The sequence below is a fragment of the Allocoprococcus comes genome, assembly GCF_013300725.1.
Lineage (GTDB): Bacteria > Bacillota > Clostridia > Lachnospirales > Lachnospiraceae > Allocoprococcus > Allocoprococcus comes_A.
The window spans coordinates 1-18,332 of the sequence record NZ_JAAIMM010000004.1 but is presented as its reverse complement, the minus strand read 5'-3'; the positions used below and the strand labels follow the sequence as shown (position 1 = coordinate 18,332).

Here is an 18,332-nt window from a genome sequence, read left to right as displayed (position 1 = left end):
ATATTCTATCCCTAATTAATGGAAATATGCAGTTTATGAAGGTCCTGCACTGCCTTCTTCGCATTCATAAGCCTTTGCAGCCCCTGAATGTCTGTCGGATCCAGATTCCGGGTTGCGGTCTCGATACTGTACTCCTTTACCCGGAGAATCGTCTCCTTGATCGCTTTTTCCTGCTCTCCCGCAGTCGTCAGCTCTTTGATTCTCGTATTGAAAAGTGCTGCCACCGCGCGGTGTTCCTCTTCCTCTGTAAAATAATTCATGATCTGCGCAGGATTCAGTTCTCCTTTTGCATGCTGTTCATACAGAAGTTCAGCAACTTTCCGGTACAGCTCCACCGTAAAATCCTCCGGCGTAACATAACGGCTTACCTGATCAAACAACTCTTCCCTGTCGATCAGCCAGGTAAGCAGAATCTTCTGTGACCGGATATGACCATCCTCTTTTGGCGTTTCCTGACGGATCGTCTGTCTCGGATTTGTGGCCAGAGCTGCCATTCCGCTCTGGACTGCTACCTTGACAACCAGCTTCTTAAGTTCTTCGTAGCCAACATGATAAGTCTTTGCCACCGCTTCTATGTAATTGTCACGTTCAATTTCTTCTTCAAAACGTGCCAGCCTTCTAGCCGCCTCTCTGAGGAATTCCGTCTTTCCTTCCGGTGCATTCAGGTCATAACTTTTTTCCAGCATCTCAAGACCGAACATAAAGCTGTTCCTTGCTTTCCTGATCCGCTCTTCAAATGCCTCAGCTCCAAGATTCTTGATGAATTCATCCGGATCCTTGTACGGTTCCATCCGGATCACGCGGGTCGTCACACCGGCCTCCCGAAGGATCGGAGCTGCCCGGAGTGCCGCTTTAGTTCCGGCTTCATCACTGTCATAGGTCAGATAGACTTCATTCACATATCGTTTGATCAATGCTGCATGTCCTGCTGTAAGTGCAGTTCCAAGTGATGCAACTGCATTGGTAAATCCCGCCTGATGGAGCGAAATTACATCCATATAGCCTTCACATACAATAAAATACGGCTTTCTCGATGTTCTCGCCCGGTGAAGTCCGTACAGATTCCGGCTCTTATCAAAAATCAGAGTCTCCGGTGAGTTCAGGTACTTTGGCTTCCCGTCGCCCATCACACGCCCGCCAAATCCGATCACACGATTATTCACATCCATAATCGGAAACATGACACGGTTCCAGAATTTGTCGTAAACTCCGTGCTTTTCATCGACATTGACCAGACCTGCTTTGATGATCATCTCTTCACTATAGCCCTTCATCTTCAGGTACCGAAACAGATCATCACTGTATTTGCTGGAATATCCAAGTCCAAATGCAGTGATCGTCTCCTGGCTTAACTGACGGTTCTGCAGATATTCTCTTGCCTGCCTTCCGCCCTCCGTCTTCAGCTGCGCATAATAATACTTGGCCGCCAGCTTGTTCATCTCAAGCAGCGCACTTCTCGTATCTGCTCTTTCTTTCGCTTCTTTTGAATATTCCTCCTGCGGAAGCTCCACACCGGCACGCTGTGCCAAAAACTTGAGTGCTTCTACAAAAGAATAATTCTCATACTCCATAATGAAGGTAAATACATTTCCTCCCGCTCCGCAGCCAAAGCAGTAATACATCTGCTTATCCCTGCTCACAGAAAAGGAGGGAGATTTCTCACTGTGAAACGGGCAAAGTCCGAAATACGAACTTCCCTGCTTCTTCAGCTTCACGTATCCGGAAATCACATCTACGATATCATTTTTTGATCTTACTTCTTCTATAATCTCATCTGAATAATACATTATGTCCTACACCTTCCTGGCAGGGTTCGCGCCCCTTGCGCAACCCCTACATAATATATATTCGACAAAACTTTTTTATTTCCTTTAAAATTTCCAAGATTGTGGAATAAAAATTTCTTCAAACTTTTTTACGGCAAAATTATCCGTCATCCCTGCTATGTAATCACACACCGCGATTTCCGGCATTTCCCCTTTCTGCAGCTGTTTCAGATACTGCTCCGGCATCTTTTCCATGTGCGTTTCATAATAAGAATACAGATCTTCGATCATTCGGATTGCTTTGTCCTCTTCGCCCTTTGCAAGTGGATTCTCATAAACATGGGTAAACATATATGCCCTCAGCTCCATCAGTGCTTCACGGACTTCCTCTGACATGCAGATCTTCGGTTTGTCCATACTGTTTACGATCACATCATGGGTAAGTGTATTCAGACGCTCTCTTTTACTGTTGCCCAGAACTTTTCGCAGCTCTTTAGGCAGTTCCTCTTCATTCATGATCCCCGCTCTTACTGCATCATCAATATCATGGTTCACATAAGCAATCTTATCAGAAAGTCTGACGATCTGCCCTTCCAGTGTCGCAGGCATTCCCGCACTTTTGTGGTTGCGGATTCCATCGATCACTTCCCAGGTCAGGTTCAGTCCCTCCCCCTGTTTCTCCAGCACCTCTACTACACGGACACTTTGTTCATTGTGTTTAAATCCACACGGACACACATTGTTCAGAGCTCTCTCTCCTGCATGTCCAAACGGAGTATGCCCGAGATCATGTCCCAGTGCAATTGCCTCCACCAGATCTTCATTCAGCCTGAGCGCCTTTCCGATCGTCCGGGCGTTCTGCGATACTTCCAGCGTATGCGTTAGCCGCGTCCGGTAATGGTCTCCGATTGGGAGGAGAAACACCTGCGTCTTCTGCTTCATGCGCCGGAATGCCTTACTGTGCAGGATCCGGTCTCTGTCCCTCTGAAAAACCGGTCGGATATCACACTGTGGCTCATTTCTCTTTCTCCCCCGGGAAGCCATGCTTAATGTGGCACAGGGACTTAGATATTCCTTTTCTCTTTCTTCCATCTGTTCCCTGATCGTCATTTTTTATTTCCTCTCTTCTTTCAGACGTTTCTCGATTGCTTCTGTCACGCATTCCAGAACTTTAATACGCGCATAATATTTATCATTTCCTTCCACTACGATCCACGGTGCATGTGGCATAGAAGTCTTTTCCAGCATTTCTTCTACCGCCACCTCATACTGATCCCATTTTTCCCGGTTTCTCCAGTCTTCATCGGTGATCTTCCACTGTTTTTTCGGATTTTCCTGTCTGGCCTCAAACCTTCTCGCCTGCTCATCCTTGTCAATCTGCATCCAGAATTTCAGCACGATTGCTCCTGCATTTACCAGATCCTGCTCCATGGCGTTGATCTCCCCATAAGCTCTCCTCCATTCTTTTTCAGTGCAAAATCCTTCAATCCTCTCTACCATCACTCTTCCATACCAGGTTCTGTCAAATATCGCAATATGACCGGCTTTCGGCATTGCACGCCAGAAACGCCACAGATAATGATGTGCTTTCTCTGTATCACTCGGTGACGCTGTCGGATTCACCACATATCCTCTCGGATCCATATGTGAAGTCAGACGTTTGATCGCACCACCTTTTCCTCCGGAATCCCATCCCTCAAAGCCAAGGACAACCGGGATTCTCCTGCGATAAAGCTCTCCATGCAGATGTTCCATCTTTTTCTGAAGCTCTTTTAAGCGTTCCTCATAAACCTCTTTTGGCATGGATTTGGAAAGATCCGCCTTTGCCAGAATGGTTTCTGCTGTTTCCCTTTTCACTTCCGTTTTCTTTTCCAGACTTCCTTTTTCTTCCAGTTCCTTTCTTGCGACTGCTTCTTCCATTGCCTGGATCACCGCCTGATAAACAGCCACTTTAGCTTCTTTCTTCTTTGTAGCATCGATCACTGTCCACGATGCGTAATCTGCATCCGTTTTCCGCAGCATCTCTTCATTGATTGCTTTATACTCTTTAAAATCATGATTCCGCTTCAGATCGCCTTTGCTTACCCGCCATGCAGTATCCTTGGAAGCAAGCAGTTTCTCAAAGCGCTTTTTCTGTTCTTTCCGGTCAATCTTTAAAAACAGTTTGATGATCACCATTCCATCATCCGTCAGCTGTTTTTCAAATGCACGGATCGATTCAAAGTCCTTTTCCAGCTCTTTTTCCGGTGTTTTTCCTTCAAAACGTTCAATCATAACTCTCCGGTACCAGCTGGTATCAAAAATCGCAATTCTTCCCTTTTCCGGGATCTTCGTCCAGAAACGCCACATAAAAGGACGCATCCTTTCCTCTTCTGTTTCATTTTTTACCGCATATACTTTAAAGCCTCTTGGATCGAGTGCCTGGATCAGATTACCAATCTGAAGTCCTTTTCCTGCTGCTCCATAACCCTCAAATGCGATCATCACCGGGATTTTTTTCTCCCTGCACACTCTTTGCAGTTCTCCAAGCTGCTCTCCCAGTTCTTTTATATCCTTCATTTTTACATTTTTCTCCATAAAATGCCTCCATTTCACCATTTTCTGCTCTTATTATCCCCAAATCCATTGATAAAACACGCAATTAACGCATACAATTATATATTATATTACTATATTTTCTCATAATAAGAAAGTGAATTCGTGAAATTATTGAATTATTTATCTTTTCGATATTTTTCGTAATATATTGCGAATTAAAATTTCTTTTAAATTTTTGTTGACTTTGTGTTTGGAATATAGTATTATAGCTTTTGTCAGCGGCGAGCAGTTAAAATAAAGCTCACTGAGTGATATGCGGAAGTGTCGGAACTGGCAGACGAGCAAGACTAAGGATCTTGTAGGCATTGCGCCTGTGTGGGTTCAAGTCCCATCTTCCGCATTCGGATTTATCTAAGTCCGGTAATTAAATAATGTTTGTGCGGAAGTGTCGGAACTGGCAGACGAGCAAGACTAAGGATCTTGTAAGCATTGCGCTTGTGTGGGTTCAAGTCCCATCTTCCGCATTACAAAAAGAAACCTCTGATTTTATCAGAGGTTTTCTTTTTATAGTAAAGAAGCCTCACTCATTATTGAATGAAGCCTCTGCTTTTTTATTTTCCTATAATCCACTATTTAAATAAGAATCGAACTAATCACTTTATTACTTGCTGTAAATTGTCTATCATATCGCTGCGTTGCGAAAAGCACAGCCTCATCATCATTTTTATCTGTTGTAACAATAAAGCTTTCCGGAATTTCAATTCCTAAATTCTTTGCCATCAAAAGGCATAGTTGCTCATTTGCAACAATCTTTTTTAATCGAACATGACTTTGTTTTACAATATGTGTACTCGGCGCTTCTCCTATTGGTAAATACCATTTTTTATCTAAGTCGTTATAGTACAATCCAACTTTTCCAGATGCACCAGTTAAAGACAGATGTGATTTTGTGACCAGTTCTGCGGATTCTGATGCTCCTTCTCTGGCAAGTGAATAAACTTCCTCTTTAGACAGTTCACGATAATCTGGATCAATTACCTGATCTAACTTTTCTATAACTTTGATTGCTCCGAGACATTCTCTACCAAGACCTGCTAAAATGGATAAATAATCATTTTCATCCATGTGCATCCATTTGGCTACACATTTTCTTGTAAATCCTTCTGGAAGTAAGCCTTCAAAGAAAATTCGAGTACGTATTGTATCAAATGTCTTTTCCTCTAATGGTAGACCAATGGAAATAGCTCGATGCTCAGGATTGTTTAAATATGCTGAATCATATGAAAAACAGGCATCGTTTGAACTGTTTCCTACAATTTCTCCAACAAATTTATTTTCACCTTTGATTTCAATATAAACTAATAATGTTCTCATCCTCTTATCCTCGTCGCTCTACGAATAAATCCAATCCCAAAATATTAATCAGTCGTATTGTTTTTTCAATTTCTGCTGTAGGTTTTCCACGTTCTAAATCAGAAATAAAAGTGACAGAAAGACCTGTGAAGTCTGATACATATGATTGTGTATAATTTAATTCTTTTCTTCTTTCGCGGATTGCTTGTCCTAATGATTTTGAGTCTGTAATTTTCATAATCCCTCTCCCAAATATGTCGTACGGCAAAATTACTTGTTTTTTCAAAAAAAATATGTCGTACGGCGAAATTACTTGTTTTAAGTATATTATTAGCCGTACGACTGTGTCAATAAGATTTCTTTAACTTTCAGAAATCATTTCACATTTTATAAAGTTCAGAATATTATTCTTCGCCTGTTTCTTATCTGTATCCGCTGAAGCTTCCTTACCGTAAAATTATCTCTGATTTTTATTAGAGATTTTTCTTTTTATGCCTTCTTTTATTTACCAGATACAATACAACTCCACCTGCTACGATCACCATGGAGATCCACTGGGAGGTTGAGAACATTCCGGCTCCCCCTCTGTCATCATTTCTTAAAAACTCAACAAGGAATCTTCCTACACCATACAGCAGCATATACAGAAAACCTACGTTTCCCGGTGTACCGTCTTTTTTATTCTTCCTATAATATAGAAGTAACACGATCATGATCAGGAAATCACCTGCCGATGATATAAGCTGTGTAGGAATCAGTTTAACACCTGCCGGAGCAAGCCCGCCTTCCGGGAATACCACACCAAATCTGGAGGTTGTCTCCCTTCCATAGCAGCATCCTGCAAGAAAACATCCGATTCTTCCAAATCCCTGTGCCATCGAAATACTTGCCACAGCGAGATCAAAATATTCCAGAAAATAAAGCTTCTTAATTCTGCAATATACAATCGCTGTCAGAAAACCGGCAATAATTCCACCATATACGACAAATCCTTCTGAACCGAGTACCGACTTCGGATCCTTGATAAACGTCTTGAACTCCACGATCACATATAGAATTTTTGCACCTACAAAACCACCGATCACACCGTAAATTCCGATATCCACAATTGCTTCCGGATCCAGGCCATTCTTTTTTGCCCGATAAGAAGCCATTGCCACACAGCAAAGGATACCGATTGCGATCATCAGTCCATATCCATGTATCGTAAACTTTCCTATTGAAAACAGATTAATTTTCACGCTTTTTTATTCCTCCCTTTTATCAATCTATTTATCATTGTATGGATTATCCCTTCATTTGTCAATCTTATCCTTTTGGATACTATCTGCTATTTTGTTACTGTTCACAGTACCTGTGACCAGCAACGCTATTTTGCCTCTTAATCCAGCAATGGGGCATGATTCAGAGAATCACACCCCGCGTTTAGAGCTATCATTAAATTGTTCTGCCTTACAGAAGATTCTTCATACTCTTCAGCCCAATTGCCAGAGTTGAAGTATTGTGTAAAAGTGCTGATGTCGTCGGCTGGATCACACCGGTTACTCCAAGTACGATCAGACCGGAATTGAATCCAACAATAAAGCGGTAATTACTTTGAATCCTCTTCATCAGCCTATTGCTGAGACGTCTTAAGGTCACGATCTGTCCAAGATCATCTGCGCCTACCGTAATATCTGCAATCTCACGTGCAATCTCTGCGCCATTGCTGATCGCAATTCCTACATCTGCCGCAGAAAGTGCCGGCGAATCATTGATACCATCACCGATCATAATAACTTTTCTTCCGGCTGCTTTTTCCTTTTCTACAAATGCAGCCTTATCTTCCGGCAGTACTTCTGAATAATATTCATCCACGCCGACACGCTTTGCGATTGCCGAAGCTGTACGGTCGCTGTCACCTGTCATCATAACAACCTTTCCAAATCCTGTTTTCTTGAGCTCGGCAACTACTGTCTTCGCCTCTTCTCTCAGTGGATCTTCAATACAGATCACTCCTGCAAGCTGATTCTCGATTGCAAGATACAGATGTGAATATTCTTCCGGAAGACCGTCAAATAACTCCTGTTTGCCTTCCGGAATTGTACATTTCTCATCTTCAAATACAAAATGAGAGCTTCCGATAATTACATTTTTATCACCAATCGTTGTAGAAATGCCATGTGCAACCACATACTCTACCTTAGAATGCATTTCCTCATGATCCAGATTTTTCTCTTTTGCTGCATTTACTACTGCTTTTGCCATAGAATGCGGGAAATGTTCTTCCAGACACGCTGCAATACGGAGCAGTTCATCCGGTGTTCTTCCATCAAAGGAAACCACATCCACCACGGTAGGTGTTGCTTTTGTAAGTGTACCAGTCTTGTCAAATACGATCGTATCTGCCTCTGCCACGGCTTCCAGATACTTTCCGCCCTTTACGGTAATATTGTAAAGGTTTGCTTCACGGATTGCAGACAGCACCGAAATCGGCATTGAAAGCTTAAGCGCACATGAAAAATCTACCATCAGGATAGAAAGAGCCTTGGTGACATTTCTCGTCAGCAGATAGGTAATGGCTGTTCCACCAAGTGAATACGGTACAAGTTTGTCAGCAAGATGCTCTGCCTTGCTTTCTACTCCTGATTTTAACTTCTCAGATTCTTCAATCATCGTAACGATCTTATCGAAGCGGCTGTTTCCGCTTACCTGTTTGACTCCGACTGTGATCTCACCTTCTTCAACCACGGTTCCTGCATATGCATAGCTTCCAACCGTCTTACGGACAGACACTGACTCTCCGGTAAGAGATGCCTGATTGATCATCGCTTCACCATCCACGATATCGCCGTCAAACGGAATCACAGTTCCCATACGGATCACAATCCGGTCTCCTGCTTTTATCTTGGATGCAGGAACCAGAACTTCCTGGTCTTCTGTCTTCAGCCATACCTTACTTACATTCAGAGACATGGTTCTTGCCAGGTCATCTACAGATTTCTTATGTGTCCACTCTTCCAGAATCTCACCGATTCCAAGCAGGAACATAACGGATCCGGCCGTACTGAAATCCCCACGCGCAACGGATACACCGATTGCAGTCGCATCCAGCACCGGAACCTCAACCTTGCGTGCCCACAGACACTTGATTCCCTTCCAGATATACTTCAGCGACATGACTGATGTATAGCATGCATTCAGTGGATACGGAAGGAACCATTTTCTTGCATAATGAAATACTACTTTATTGAACAGCTTTTCCTGATACTGCGCATTCACTTCACGACCGGAAGTTGCAAGTACGTCCGCCGGAACTTCCACTGTCTGATAGTGAAATTCCTGCAGAAGACGGATTACATCTTCTCTGTCGCCGGTATAATTAATGACTGCATCACAGGTTCTGTCATATACCTTTGCCAGTTTGACTGATTCATTGCAGAGCAGATAATACTGTAATATATCAGCCTGTTCATATGTCATTCTTTTTTGAGAAAGCCGGACTCTCATCCGGCCTTTCATCTCATGTTTAATTATAAACTTCACGTTCAGTGCGCCTCTTACTCTGTTACTTCGTTAAACTCTGTATTTTCAGCTTCTTCAGCCTCTGCTGCTGTATCTGCATCAGAAAATTCTTCCATTTCAGCAGCTCTTTCTTCGTTGATGCTCTTAGCTTCAGCATAAATATCCTCTGCATTTTCCTGGATATTTGTAGCTGTTTTCATAACACAGTCTTTTGCGCGAAGAACTGCTGCTGTGCAATTTGTGTACACGTTCTTAGCATCCTTGCTTGAAAGTGCTTTGATTCCGGCTGTTCCAAAAAGAACTCCTGATGCAAAAATTCCAACCTTTTTCCAATTTACTTTAGTAATATCAAACATACCTATGTACCTCCTGTTTTTTCATTAACGCCTATTATATGACACGAATCTGTAAATTACCAGTCTTTTTTTGCTTCTGATAAATTTTCTCACTTTTATGTAAAATCAGTTTTGTCAAACTTTTTTCCACCATATCTGCCACAAATTCACTATTTTCATCTTAATTTTTACACAACTTTCCACAGTTACCTATATCCATATTTATATAGAAGGAACTCATTCTCCGCTATCTAAAAGAGACAGATACAACCACGGTACCTGCCTCCATATCCGAACCGTTCCGTTCCGGAACGTTTTTTTGCAATGTTATGCTTCTTTAAGTGTGATGTTTCTTACATTCTGTCCGCCTGAAAATCCACAGACATCCAGCCCAGATTTGATCACTGCCGTCCATTTATCCTCCGGAAGATCAAGAACTGTTCCGTCCTCCAGCTCGATCATGTATTCCATTTTGCAGCCCTTATCCGAAATACGGTACATATTCTTGCGGCTGATCGCTCCGATCTGCTCCAGCGTATTGACCATACGGTATACCGTCGCCGGTCCGATACTCGGATCCTTCAGAGACACCTGATAATAAATTTCCTTGCAGCAATTACATTTTCCTTCCAAAATAACATCGATCAGCATGAGCCGCTGCTTCGTAACCCTGCAGCCACTTCTTTTCAGCTGCTCGATTATTCTTTCTTTCGCGTCCATGATAGCCCCTTTCCATGCTGTCACCTGTTAGGCTCTGATATCAACTACCTTAAATCCTGCTTCCTCGACAGCTTTTTTCAGATCATCATCATCGATTTCTCTGTCATAGCTTACAACTGCTTCTTCTTTTTTGAGATTCACCTTTGCAGATGCACCTTCGATTTTGTTGATTGCTTCCGTTACACTTTTTACACAATGCTCACAATGCATACCGGAAATCTTCACTGTCTTTTTACCGATTGCCGGGTTATCCAGCACCTTATCTTCAATATCTGTCACGATCGTTCCGGATCCACCGCCACAGCAAGGACTTTCCCCTTTAAAATGTTTAAGCGTACCCTTTAATGCAAAAATAAGAAGTACGATCACGATCAGAATAATAATTACATCAACCATGTTATTCCTCATCCTTCCGGCGTTCACGCCATTTCTTTATCCACAAGACCAATTGATAAATACTGACTCCTACGAGATAAATGATCAGGATCGCACCGAAAGCGTAGAACATAGAGCCTGATGAATTTCCCATATTCTCCCCGCCTTTCAGTCTTTCTTCTTCGGTGCAGCCTTACTGCTGCATCCACTGCAGGAACTGCAATTTCCGCTACAGCCCGCACATCCGACAGGTTTCCCTTCTTTATGGTTTTTATATCCTTTACGGATCAGGAAAATACAATATCCTGCAATCAGTGCGAGTATCACAATATTAGCGATCATAAACCTTCACCTGTTCTTTCTTTTACACTGGAAGCCGGACACAGGCTTCTGCATCCGGCTTCCGCCTTAAAGTTCTTATAAATCTTATGCGTTTACAGAACGTTTTGAATAAACTTTCTGGTTTTTATACGGATCTGGTCTGAACAGCATGAAGAGGATTCCGATAAGAAGGATAAATCCTACTGCTGTACCAACTCCGAATGCTCCGCCTGTTACGAATGAACCGATCTGATATACACAGAGGCATACGATGTAAGCGAAGATGTTCTGGAAGAGGATTGCGAACCAGAACCATTTTCTGGACTGCATCTGCTGTGCCATTGTAGCGATTGCTGCAAGACAAGGAGAATCCAGAAGGTTGAACATCAGGAATGAAAATGCTGCAATTGAGCTTGGGAACCAAGATGCAACACCAGCTGCTACGTTCACTGCATCTTCAGTATCACCAGATACGTTAGCAAGTACACCCATTGTTGAAACAATCGCTTCTTTTGCTGTAAATCCAGAGATAGAAGCTGCTACCGGCTGCCATTCGCCAAATCCAAGTGGTGCAAAGAGCGGTGCGATCACGCCACCGATCATTGCCATAAGGCTGTCTGCACTGTCTTCTACCATACCGAAGCTTCCGTCTACGAATCCGAATCCACCAAGGAACCACATTACTACGCAGGCAAGGAACAGGATTGTTCCGGCTTTGATGATGAAGCCTTTCAGTCTTTCCCATACATGAAGGAGAACTGTCTTAGCCTGTGGAATATGGTACTGTGGAAGTTCCATTACAAACGGTGCAGGTTTTCCTGAGAACGGTTTTGTCTTCTTCAGGATGATCGCAGCCACAAGTACTGCTACAATTCCAATGAAATACATAAGCGGTGCGATAAATGAGCTTTCCTGATATCCTGCTACTTCACCGGAAATAACACCACCCATCAGAGCGATAACCGGAAGTTTAGCTCCACATGGGATAAAGGTTGCTGTCATAATTGTAAGACGTCTGTCATTGTCCTGTTCAATAGTCTTAGAAGCCATGATTCCAGGAATACCGCAGCCTGATGAAATCAGAAGCGGGATAAAGCTCTTTCCTGAAAGTCCGAAATGTCTGAACACACGGTCCATGACGAACGCGATACGAACCATGTATCCGCAGTCTTCAAGGATAGACAGGAAGAGGAACAGGATTGCCATCTGTGGTACGAAACCAAGTACTGCTCCAAGACCACCGATGATACCATCAACAACAAGTCCCATAACCATGTCACCGGCACCGATCGCTGAAAGTGCGCTTGTTGCTGCATCCTGAATTGCTACTACAAATACATCATTTGTCCAGTCTGTTACAAAGGTACCGACTGTTGTTACAGAAACATAATATACGGCCCACATTACCAGCATAAAGATCGGGATTCCGAGGAACCGGTTCGTAACGATACGGTCGATCTTGTCAGAAGTTGTAAGCTTTTCTTTTCCCTTCTGAACAGTTGTTGAAACTATCTTCTGGATGAATTTGTAACGTTCGTCTATTACAATGCTTTCCATATCATCGTCATGTTTCTTTTCAAGAGCTTTTCTCTGTGCTTCTACCGTCTGGGCTGCCACACCGGAAAGTTTCATGCTCTCTACTACCTTGCTGTCGTTCTCAAGGAATTTAACAGCGTACCATCTCTTCTTCTCTTCTGAAACAGAATCCGGAAGAACGCTCTTAACTTCTGCTACAGCACCTTCCAGCTCTGCTGAGAAGATATCTTTCGGAAGATCGATTTCTGACTTCTTAGCAACTTTTACTGCTTCATCGATCAGTTTGTCAAGCCCCTCACCTTTCAGCGCAGATGTCTCGATGATCGGACAGTCAAGTAACATTGAAAGTCTCTTCACATCGATCTTGATTCCTCTCTTCGCAAGAAGATCTGCCATGTTCAGTGCAATAACAACCGGAACACCTGTCTCGATCAGCTGAGTTGTCAGATACAGGTTACGTTCAATATTGGTTGCATCCACCAGATCAATGATCACATCCGGATTTTCTTTCAGCACATAGTCACGGCTGACAACCTCTTCCAGTGTATATGGAGACATTGAATAGATACCCGGAAGGTCAGTTACGATAACTTCTTCCTTTGTCTTTTTACTTTTTAATTTACCCTCTTTTTTCTCTACAGTAACCCCTGGCCAGTTACCAACATACTGGTTGGCTCCTGTGAGCGCGTTAAACATGGTAGTTTTACCGCAGTTCGGGTTTCCGGCAAGTGCAATTTTAATTGCCATTCCTTTTTACCTCCTTGTTGTACTACTCTCATGCATAATTATGTATATGCTATTTTACCTGCACACACTGTGCATCATCTTTTCTTACTGTAAGTTCATATCCTCTTACAGTAATCTCAACAGGATCACCGAGAGGCGCAACTTTTCTGATGTACAGCTCGCTTCCTTTTGTTATGCCCATGTCCATAATACGGCGTTTGTAAGCTCCGTCTCCTTCAATCTTGGTCACAACAACAGTGCTTCCAACCTTTGCATCACCTAAAGTCATTGTCGTATCTCCTTTCCTTTAAGCTTCGAAATACAGAATATATATACAGCGGACCCGCCGACCAGCCAGAGGCTAGATCATGATATGCCGCGCCATATCAGAATTAACCGCAACACGTGAATCCTTGATGTTCACGATCACGTTACCACCGATTGCAGAAACAACTGTAATCTCTGCACCTGCTACAAATCCGAGATTCGCAAGGAATCGCCTTGTTTCTTCATTTCCACCAATTCTCTTGATTTCATTTACTTCACCAATATTCGCCATCGTTAAAGGCATAATCGCTACCTCCTGTTCTTTTGCGTATTTGGAATTTGAATGATAATTTTTTTCATTACCAACTTTGGTTCAATAGTTAGTATATTCTAACGTTTGTGCGTTGTCAAGTGTTTTTTTAAGTTTTAAAAAACCTTTGTTTTTCTTTTCTCATTTTTGCTGTTCGGCGCTTACTTTTAATAGTTATAACTTCTACTTTCTGCACAAAAAGAGCATTTACAGAACAATATTATTTGAAAAAAAATACAATCCATGGTATCCTATTAGGTATAAGAATGAATAGTGAGGTGACCGGAATAAATGGCTAAAAATGAATCATCCGAAAATTATCTTGAAGCAATATTGATGTTAAGTAAAAAATTACCTGTCGTACGCTCCGTAGATATCGCAAATGAACTTGGTTTCAAAAAATCAAGTGTCAGCATCGCCATGAAGAAGCTTCGTCAGGAGAATCATATTACCGTAACAGATGCAGGTTTTATTTATCTGACCGATTCAGGAAAAGAGATCGCGAACATGATCTATGAACGTCATGAATTTATTTCAAAATGGCTGATTGAACTCGGTGTGCCGGAGGAGATCGCTACCGATGATGCCTGCCAGATGGAACATGTAATCAGCAAAGAAAGCTTTAATGCAATCAAAGAATATGTACGAACACATTAGTAATCGCATCAAAAAGGCCGAAAAGTTTTATAACTTTTCAGCCTTTTTCTTTGCCCTTTTACAGTCTCTACAGATTTACCGCAGCATACTTCATATGCTGTTTTCTGTAATGAAATCACTTTATTTTACTAATATTATAATGTTGGGGTCAAGAGGTCAAAATCCTCTTGCAAGCAAGCTTGCATCGGCTTTCTGACCTTTTGACCCTGGTATCATATTATTCATCAATGATCTGTCCGTCAAGCGATAAGGTCACAACCTGCCACGGGATAAATTTACCACTTTCCCTGAGTGCTTTCTTTGCCGCCATCTCGAGGCCTCCACAGCACGGCACTTCCATCCGCACGATCGTCACACTCTTAATATTATTGTTCTTAATAATCTCCGTCAGCTTCTCCGAATAATCCACATTATCCAGCTTTGGACATCCGATCAAAGTCACATGCCCTTTGATAAAACGATTATGAAAATCTCCATAAGCATAGGCACTGCAGTCTGCGGCGATCAGAAGCTTCGCCCCATCAAAATACGGTGCATTTACCGGTGCAAGCTTAATCTGTACCGGCCACTGGGAAAGCATACTCTTATTCACGCTTTTCGCCGTCTCCCTGCCTTCCTCTTCACTCTCTGTATTCTGCGTACTCTCCCCTCTGTTCATCATACGCATACGGGTTCCAGGACATCCCCCTGCAAATGGTTTTACCGGTGCTTTAGGTCCTTCTCCCGCATTCTGCTTTGCAGCCTCTTCCTGCTGCTTTTTAAGCATATTCTGCTTCACAGCCTCCGCATCATAAGCCGCCGCCTCACGCTCTACAAAATGAATGGCATCCACCGGACAATTCGGCAGACAGTCTCCCAGCCCGTCGCAATAATCATCTCTCATCAGCTTCGCCTTCCCATTCACCATAGAAATAGCCCCCTCATGACAAGCCTTCGCACAAGCCCCACATCCATTACACTTCTCCTCATCTATCTGAATAATTCTACGAATCATATTTTTATGTCCTCCTTAAAATTTGACTTTAACTTTTTAGAATTTATATTTCTTAAACTTTACTCATTCATTCTACCCCACAACCGTATCTCATTCCGTTGTTATAACAACACTCCATAGATAAATAAGAATATTTTTCAACAAACTTTCAAGCATCATCACTCCACCATGGAATCCGCAAACAAACTCTCCAATATCGTGTAAATAAAATGCTTTTCACTCGATACCGTTGAATGCGCGGCGGATAGAAAAATAATCGTTTGGATTCTATTTTGCGCAATGGAGATGAGACTCAAAAATTGTGGAAGCCATTGCTGACACAATTTTCGCCCTCAGAGGCTCATCGGAATGATTTGCACAACTTGAATCTGAACGATTATTTTTCTATCCTTTGCCCACCACAACCTTCATCGCTCAAATTTATGCACAAAAAAACCTTGCGGATTCTCTCCACAAGGTTTTCCCTCTTCTCTCAAACTCTATACGAAATCGTCTGATTTAATTATGCAAGTGCCTTTTTAGCAACTTCAGCTACAGCTGCGAATCCAGCTGCATCATTAACTGCCATTTCAGCAAGCATCTTTCTGTTCATATCTACACCGGCAACTTTAAGTCCGTGCATAAGCTTGCTGTAAGAAAGACCATTCATTCTTGCAGCTGCGTTGATACGAGCGATCCAAAGCTGACGCATCTGACGTTTTTTCTGCTTTCTTCCTGCGTATGCTGATGTAAGGGCTCTCATTACAGACTGTTTTGCGATTCTGTACTGTTTAGAACGAGCTCCTCTGTATCCTTTAGCCAGTTTCAAAGTTCTATTGTGTTTCTTCTTAGCGTTCATTCCGCCTTTTACTCTTGCCATTACTTAATCCTCCTTCTATCTTCCTGCCAAATCTTAGAGATATGGTAATACTTTCTTCATGTTCTTTACATTTGTAGAATCTGTGATAGTTGACTGTCTAAGATTTCTTTTTCTCTTAGTAGACTTCTTTGTTAAGATATGGCTCTTGTAAGCTTTGTTTCTTTTAAGTTTACCTGTAGCTGTTGTTTTGAAGCGCTTTGCAGCAGCTCTATTTGTTTTAATTTTTGGCATGATGTTTTCCTCCTTAATATAGATAATTTATTTTTAACGTTTTTCAGTTAAAACCATGCTCAGGCTTCTGCCTTCAAGTTTTGCCGGCTTTTCAATGACAGCAACATCTTTCATCTTCTCAGCGAAATCGTCAAGAATATGTTTGCTCTGCTGCATATGAGCCATCTCTCTACCACGGAAACGAAGTGTAACTTTTACTTTATTTCCTTTTGAGATAAATTTTCTAGCGTTATTCATCTTCGTGTTCAGGTCGTTAGTGTCAATATTCGGTGAAAGACGCACTTCCTTAACCTCGACAGTTCTCTGCTTTTTCTTTGCTTCTTTTTCTTTCCTTGCCTGTTCGTATCTGAACTTACCATAATCGATAATCTTACAAACCGGCGGTTTCGCTGTCGGAGCGATTTTAACCAGATCCAGTTCCGCTTCCTGTGCCAGCTTCATAGCATCTCTTGCTGACATTATTCCTAACTGTTCCCCACTCTCGCTAACCACGCGTACCTCTCTGTCGCGGATTTGTTCGTTAATCATTAAATCGCTAATTGTTGTGCACCTCCAATAAAAAAATAGTGAATAGCTACAGACTATCCACTATCTATTGCATACAATACTTATATCTGGTATTATAAATTCAATATCAAACCGTTAGTCGCCCGATTGCGCTAAGGTGAGAGTGGATACTCTTCTTTGTTGTTCGCTTTACGCAAGTTATAATCTACCACAGATTTTATATGGTGTCAACACTTTTTTTATTTTTTATGAATCACTTTTTTTATTTTTTATGAATCACTTTTTTATACTTCGTTCCCTTCTTTGAATCTGCGCATCATTTCATTTGTCAGACTGAAATCCCCCGGCTGAAGCACAATTTCTTCCCGCTGTACCCACTTTGCATATTTTAGTTCCTGACAGTCCATGGTAATGGTATCATCCCCATCCACCTCACAATAAAATCCAAGGAGAAGGTCATTTGCAGTTCCCCATGGCTGAGATTTATAATAACGGATATTTTTAACCCTGATCCCGGTTTCTTCCATTACTTCACGCATAACCGTTTCTTCTACTGTTTCTCCAATCTCCGTGAAACCTGCGATCAATGCATTATAAGCAAAACCTGTACGATATCTGGTAAGCAGTAATTGATCCCCATTTTTCACGCCCACGATAACCGCCGGCATAATCCGCGGATATGCCACATAACCACAAGCTGGACAACTCATTGCACGTTCCTTGTCGTGAAGCGCCATCCTTGTCCCGCATCTTCCGCAAAACCGGGTGTCTCTGTACCAATCCGACAAGTGTTTTCCTGTCGTAGCTGCAAAGACCTCTTCGCATGGACCGTTACCTGCTTTTCGTATACTTCTCTCTTCAACGTATGCATACCCCTCCGGAATCAAGTCTTCCCGAAGCTCCTCGTTCCACAGAAAATACTCAATGTCGTCCACCCTAAAAAGATAGGTATATTCCAGCTCTTCCGGCATTTCTTTCTTCAATGGGAATGCTATGATATGATTGTCGAATTTTTCTGTATGAACCAGCACCTTTCCATTGTAGATATTTAAAACAGGGCTGTTCTCCTGCACTTTGGCAGCTGGATTGTATTCATTGTATAATTTGTGTGGATAAATATCCTGTATCATTGGTATCTGATTTCCTTCCTACTACAATATATTTATGGTTAATATCCCTTACAGCCAGTAAGGAATTATCCATCTTGTTGCTTAAGCTGTTAGAATGTAGGTAGCAATTGGATATCTTTTCCTTCCTTGGACTTCGCGTCCGTTAAATAGACTGATAACCAGTTCCTCATTCGCAGCGTTCGTTTTATGCAGGTTGAATCGCT

The 18,332-nt window shown here is 42.2% G+C and carries 21 protein-coding genes and 2 tRNA genes; 3 read left to right on the top strand and 20 right to left on the bottom strand.

Annotated elements, in window-relative coordinates:
* Positions 1–11 precede the first annotated feature (11 nt).
* From dnaG to pap, 3 genes are all read right to left on the bottom strand, one after another.
* Positions 12–1,787, bottom strand: coding sequence for a DNA primase (gene dnaG / locus G4407_RS03090; RefSeq protein ID WP_173687704.1), 1,776 nt, complete (start codon positions 1,785–1,787; stop codon positions 12–14).
* An 84-nt stretch (positions 1,788–1,871) separates the two neighbouring features.
* Positions 1,872–2,876, bottom strand: a complete 1,005-nt coding sequence (locus G4407_RS03085; protein ID WP_008374884.1) for a deoxyguanosinetriphosphate triphosphohydrolase — start codon at positions 2,874–2,876, stop codon at positions 1,872–1,874.
* Between the two features lie 3 nt (positions 2,877–2,879).
* The gene (gene pap, locus G4407_RS03080) at positions 2,880–4,343 is read right to left on the bottom strand and encodes a polyphosphate:AMP phosphotransferase (RefSeq protein ID WP_173687703.1); all 1,464 of its coding nucleotides are present in this window, start codon (positions 4,341–4,343) and stop codon (positions 2,880–2,882) included.
* 276 nt (positions 4,344–4,619) lie between these two features.
* Here pap and G4407_RS03075 point away from each other — a divergent pair.
* Together G4407_RS03075 and G4407_RS03070 are read left to right on the top strand one after the other, a co-directional pair.
* Positions 4,620–4,704, top strand: a tRNA-Leu gene (locus G4407_RS03075).
* 39 nt (positions 4,705–4,743) lie between these two features.
* Positions 4,744–4,828 (top strand) — tRNA-Leu (locus G4407_RS03070).
* Positions 4,829–4,937: 109 nt separating this feature from the next.
* Here G4407_RS03070 and G4407_RS03065 read toward each other — a convergent pair.
* From G4407_RS03065 to G4407_RS03015, 12 genes are all read right to left on the bottom strand, one after another.
* Positions 4,938–5,678: a HipA N-terminal domain-containing protein gene (locus G4407_RS03065; protein WP_173687702.1), complete on the bottom strand. Its 741-nt coding sequence runs from the start codon at positions 5,676–5,678 to the stop codon at positions 4,938–4,940.
* 4 nt (positions 5,679–5,682) lie between these two features.
* Positions 5,683–5,895: a helix-turn-helix domain-containing protein gene (locus G4407_RS03060; protein ID WP_173687701.1), complete on the bottom strand. Its 213-nt coding sequence runs from the start codon at positions 5,893–5,895 to the stop codon at positions 5,683–5,685.
* A 235-nt stretch (positions 5,896–6,130) separates the two neighbouring features.
* The gene (locus G4407_RS03055; protein ID WP_173687700.1) at positions 6,131–6,898 is read right to left on the bottom strand and encodes a prolipoprotein diacylglyceryl transferase; all 768 of its coding nucleotides are present in this window, start codon (positions 6,896–6,898) and stop codon (positions 6,131–6,133) included.
* A 211-nt stretch (positions 6,899–7,109) separates the two neighbouring features.
* Positions 7,110–9,182, bottom strand: coding sequence for a heavy metal translocating P-type ATPase (locus G4407_RS03050; RefSeq protein ID WP_173687699.1), 2,073 nt, complete (start codon positions 9,180–9,182; stop codon positions 7,110–7,112).
* A 14-nt stretch (positions 9,183–9,196) separates the two neighbouring features.
* Positions 9,197–9,517 carry a DUF6110 family protein gene (locus G4407_RS03045; protein ID WP_173687698.1) on the bottom strand — a complete coding sequence of 107 codons (321 nt, stop codon included), beginning with the start codon at positions 9,515–9,517 and terminating at the stop codon, positions 9,197–9,199.
* A 306-nt stretch (positions 9,518–9,823) separates the two neighbouring features.
* A complete protein-coding gene (locus G4407_RS03040) occupies positions 9,824–10,216 on the bottom strand; it encodes a Fur family transcriptional regulator (protein WP_173687697.1) in 393 nt (130 codons plus the stop codon).
* Between the two features lie 27 nt (positions 10,217–10,243).
* Entirely contained in the window at positions 10,244–10,612 is a 369-nt protein-coding gene (locus G4407_RS03035) for a heavy-metal-associated domain-containing protein (RefSeq protein WP_173687696.1), read from the bottom strand.
* Position 10,613: 1 nt separating this feature from the next.
* The gene (locus tag G4407_RS16685) at positions 10,614–10,745 is read right to left on the bottom strand and encodes a hypothetical protein (protein ID WP_270203598.1); all 132 of its coding nucleotides are present in this window, start codon (positions 10,743–10,745) and stop codon (positions 10,614–10,616) included.
* A gap of 14 nt (positions 10,746–10,759) precedes the next feature.
* Positions 10,760–10,933 (bottom strand): FeoB-associated Cys-rich membrane protein, encoded by a 174-nt coding sequence (locus tag G4407_RS03030; RefSeq protein WP_173687695.1) that lies wholly within the window; start codon positions 10,931–10,933, stop codon positions 10,760–10,762.
* Between the two features lie 84 nt (positions 10,934–11,017).
* Positions 11,018–13,195, bottom strand: coding sequence for a ferrous iron transport protein B (feoB, locus tag G4407_RS03025; protein WP_173687694.1), 2,178 nt, complete (start codon positions 13,193–13,195; stop codon positions 11,018–11,020).
* A gap of 49 nt (positions 13,196–13,244) precedes the next feature.
* Positions 13,245–13,463, bottom strand: coding sequence for a FeoA family protein (locus tag G4407_RS03020; protein WP_055260881.1), 219 nt, complete (start codon positions 13,461–13,463; stop codon positions 13,245–13,247).
* 72 nt (positions 13,464–13,535) lie between these two features.
* The gene (locus G4407_RS03015; protein ID WP_022220531.1) at positions 13,536–13,745 is read right to left on the bottom strand and encodes a FeoA family protein; all 210 of its coding nucleotides are present in this window, start codon (positions 13,743–13,745) and stop codon (positions 13,536–13,538) included.
* 297 nt (positions 13,746–14,042) lie between these two features.
* On the opposite strand from G4407_RS03015, the gene G4407_RS03010 reads away from it, so the two are divergent.
* Complete coding sequence (locus G4407_RS03010; RefSeq protein ID WP_173687693.1) at positions 14,043–14,408, top strand: metal-dependent transcriptional regulator; 366 nt, start codon at positions 14,043–14,045, stop codon at positions 14,406–14,408.
* Between the two features lie 217 nt (positions 14,409–14,625).
* Here G4407_RS03010 and G4407_RS03005 read toward each other — a convergent pair whose 3' ends face one another.
* The 5 genes from G4407_RS03005 to nudC all read right to left on the bottom strand — a co-directional run bounded on the left by G4407_RS03005 (position 14,626) and on the right by nudC (position 18,129).
* Positions 14,626–15,402, bottom strand: coding sequence for an ATP-binding protein (locus G4407_RS03005; protein WP_173687692.1), 777 nt, complete (start codon positions 15,400–15,402; stop codon positions 14,626–14,628).
* 502 nt (positions 15,403–15,904) lie between these two features.
* Positions 15,905–16,261, bottom strand: a complete 357-nt coding sequence (gene rplT, locus G4407_RS03000) for a 50S ribosomal protein L20 (RefSeq protein WP_173687691.1) — start codon at positions 16,259–16,261, stop codon at positions 15,905–15,907.
* 33 nt (positions 16,262–16,294) lie between these two features.
* Positions 16,295–16,492, bottom strand: a complete 198-nt coding sequence (gene rpmI, locus G4407_RS02995; protein ID WP_022220532.1) for a 50S ribosomal protein L35 — start codon at positions 16,490–16,492, stop codon at positions 16,295–16,297.
* A gap of 33 nt (positions 16,493–16,525) precedes the next feature.
* Positions 16,526–17,020, bottom strand: coding sequence for a translation initiation factor IF-3 (gene infC / locus G4407_RS02990; protein ID WP_173687690.1), 495 nt, complete (start codon positions 17,018–17,020; stop codon positions 16,526–16,528).
* 263 nt (positions 17,021–17,283) lie between these two features.
* Positions 17,284–18,129: an NAD(+) diphosphatase gene (gene nudC / locus G4407_RS02985; protein ID WP_173687689.1), complete on the bottom strand. Its 846-nt coding sequence runs from the start codon at positions 18,127–18,129 to the stop codon at positions 17,284–17,286.
* Between the last annotated feature and the right edge of the window lie 203 nt (positions 18,130–18,332).

What these genes read in the sequence shown, in the direction of transcription:
- G4407_RS03010 (WP_173687693.1), top strand. Translation starts at nt 14,043, where the DNA reads ATGGCTAAAAATGAATCATCCGAAAATTATCTTGAAGCAATATTGATG.
- G4407_RS03045 (WP_173687698.1), bottom strand. Translation starts at nt 9,517, where the DNA reads ATGTTTGATATTACTAAAGTAAATTGGAAAAAGGTTGGAATTTTTGCA.
- nudC (WP_173687689.1), bottom strand. Translation starts at nt 18,129, where the DNA reads ATGATACAGGATATTTATCCACACAAATTATACAATGAATACAATCCA.
- feoB (WP_173687694.1), bottom strand. Translation starts at nt 13,195, where the DNA reads ATGGCAATTAAAATTGCACTTGCCGGAAACCCGAACTGCGGTAAAACT.
- rpmI (WP_022220532.1), bottom strand. Translation starts at nt 16,492, where the DNA reads ATGCCAAAAATTAAAACAAATAGAGCTGCTGCAAAGCGCTTCAAAACA.
- G4407_RS03005 (WP_173687692.1), bottom strand. Translation starts at nt 15,402, where the DNA reads ATGATTCGTAGAATTATTCAGATAGATGAGGAGAAGTGTAATGGATGT.
- G4407_RS03035 (WP_173687696.1), bottom strand. Translation starts at nt 10,612, where the DNA reads ATGGTTGATGTAATTATTATTCTGATCGTGATCGTACTTCTTATTTTT.
- infC (WP_173687690.1), bottom strand. Translation starts at nt 17,020, where the DNA reads ATGATTAACGAACAAATCCGCGACAGAGAGGTACGCGTGGTTAGCGAG.
- G4407_RS03030 (WP_173687695.1), bottom strand. Translation starts at nt 10,933, where the DNA reads ATGATCGCTAATATTGTGATACTCGCACTGATTGCAGGATATTGTATT.
- G4407_RS03060 (WP_173687701.1), bottom strand. Translation starts at nt 5,895, where the DNA reads ATGAAAATTACAGACTCAAAATCATTAGGACAAGCAATCCGCGAAAGA.
- G4407_RS03015 (WP_022220531.1), bottom strand. Translation starts at nt 13,745, where the DNA reads ATGCCTTTAACGATGGCGAATATTGGTGAAGTAAATGAAATCAAGAGA.
- G4407_RS03065 (WP_173687702.1), bottom strand. Translation starts at nt 5,678, where the DNA reads ATGAGAACATTATTAGTTTATATTGAAATCAAAGGTGAAAATAAATTT.
- G4407_RS03085 (WP_008374884.1), bottom strand. Translation starts at nt 2,876, where the DNA reads ATGACGATCAGGGAACAGATGGAAGAAAGAGAAAAGGAATATCTAAGT.
- pap (WP_173687703.1), bottom strand. Translation starts at nt 4,343, where the DNA reads ATGGAGAAAAATGTAAAAATGAAGGATATAAAAGAACTGGGAGAGCAG.
- rplT (WP_173687691.1), bottom strand. Translation starts at nt 16,261, where the DNA reads ATGGCAAGAGTAAAAGGCGGAATGAACGCTAAGAAGAAACACAATAGA.
- G4407_RS16685 (WP_270203598.1), bottom strand. Translation starts at nt 10,745, where the DNA reads ATGGGAAATTCATCAGGCTCTATGTTCTACGCTTTCGGTGCGATCCTG.
- dnaG (WP_173687704.1), bottom strand. Translation starts at nt 1,787, where the DNA reads ATGTATTATTCAGATGAGATTATAGAAGAAGTAAGATCAAAAAATGAT.
- G4407_RS03040 (WP_173687697.1), bottom strand. Translation starts at nt 10,216, where the DNA reads ATGGACGCGAAAGAAAGAATAATCGAGCAGCTGAAAAGAAGTGGCTGC.
- G4407_RS03020 (WP_055260881.1), bottom strand. Translation starts at nt 13,463, where the DNA reads ATGACTTTAGGTGATGCAAAGGTTGGAAGCACTGTTGTTGTGACCAAG.